This is a genomic window from Microcoleus sp. AT8-B5, assembly GCF_036705565.1.
Lineage (GTDB): Bacteria > Cyanobacteriota > Cyanobacteriia > Cyanobacteriales > Microcoleaceae > Microcoleus.
In genome coordinates, this window is the sequence record NZ_JAUBUY010000002.1 from 154261 (window position 1) to 155797 (window position 1537).

General features: G+C 43.8%; 2 protein-coding genes. One reads left to right on the forward strand and one right to left on the reverse strand.

Annotation, left to right across the window (positions count from 1 at the left end):
- Positions 1–73: 73 nt before the first annotated feature.
- On the reverse strand, positions 74–388 hold the full coding sequence (locus QUB39_RS02155; RefSeq protein WP_333052014.1) for a zinc ribbon domain-containing protein: 315 nt from the start codon (positions 386–388) through the stop codon (positions 74–76).
- A gap of 365 nt (positions 389–753) precedes the next feature.
- Between QUB39_RS02155 and QUB39_RS02160 the strand changes: the two genes are divergently transcribed.
- The gene (locus QUB39_RS02160; RefSeq protein WP_333052017.1) at positions 754–1335 is read left to right on the forward strand and encodes a hypothetical protein; all 582 of its coding nucleotides are present in this window, start codon (positions 754–756) and stop codon (positions 1333–1335) included.
- Positions 1336–1537 lie beyond the last annotated feature (202 nt).

Sequence of the window (1537 nt, forward strand, 5' to 3'; positions counted from 1 at the left end):
AGTCATTAGTCATTAGGAATAATTACCAATTACCAATTACCAATTACCGATTACCAATTACCAATTACCGAGTTCAGTCTTTAATCGGCTTACCATCTCGATTGACAATACGGCTTTCACCATCCTTAGCCGTGACATTTTCATAAACCCCTTCATCCCGCTTCACGTACTTGCTGAACCCCTGATTTTTATAATCGGTGTCGGATGTCGGCTTCATCAACCTCGGAGCGCTCAGCAGTCGGCGTACCGGCGCATCTGCGGGAGTCTCCCCGGGTTCGCGCTTCGCCAACTCGCACAGTTGGCCCCAAGTCGAAACTTCCAGGTTCATGCTGTGCCAAACTTCTAACTGCTGGTTGTTTTCGGGACACAAATAATCGTATACAGGCATACTAAGAATCTCGTTTGCAACTACTAAAATTACTAATTGCACGGTTATTGAGAATATTATAGCTCAACATTACTAATAATTCAACCCTAAAAATTAAACTTTACTATTTTTAACGGTTGTTGAAACCATAAATCAGCTATATTATTAACCCTGTGTGCTTGCTCCCGGATGCGATCGAGACAAAGCCCAAAAGTACGCTACCCTGAAATCCTCTGACTCGATCGCACGATCGCACGATCGACAGCAAATGCCCGCAAGACTTCCGTGAATGCCGTCAAAGGATCGATCGTCATTTTCAGACTGTACGCAAATCACAGATTCTAAGTTTCAAATTTATTTATTTACTCACCACCGAGGATTTACCGATGAGCGATTTCAAAGTTACGCCAGAAGTAGAGCTGAACACAGCTCAAATGTTGGAGCGATACCAACTGCAAGATGAGACAACTCTGCGGCGTTGGGCAAAACTGCACGGCATCAACAGCACCCGTGGTTTCTTCTATCCCAGTGAAGTAGATTTGATGGATCACGCTCACCACCATCTCTACAATTTGGGAATGAGCATTGCTGAGTACCAAAGTCTTTTAGACCGACGCCGCACCAATTCCCAGACACCGGGCGACCAAAATAAAACAGTAGCAAGTCAAGTTGCTGACGAAGCATACGATGCTATAGAAACGCTGACCGATCAGTATGCTGAAGCTATTGATTTAATGGGAGAACGTATAGCAGACCATTTCATCGATGAACTCGATTTATCTGTGATGCGGCACCTTTCTAAAAAAGTGCAAGACCGCCGCACTCTCAACGGTCAAACCAAAAAGCCTAACCGTTTTCTCCAAGTGATTAAAGCCGTGTTGCAACCGAGCAGCGAAAATACGCTTCTGGTTCCCAAAAAAGATGAGGACTCTAGTTTAGAATTAGAACAGCATCACCGACTCGGCTAGCCGCAGATATTCTTGAAAGACTAATAGACTTTTTGTCAAATTTACTGGTCAAATTTACTGGTCAAATTTACTGAAAAGCCCACCTGAACCCTCCCCTTGTCAAGGGGAGGGAGCAAGAGTCAATCGATTTTAGATTTTAGATTTTAGATTTTAGATTTTAGAATTGAGGCATTGACCCCACGGATAAATTCGGCTTGTCAAG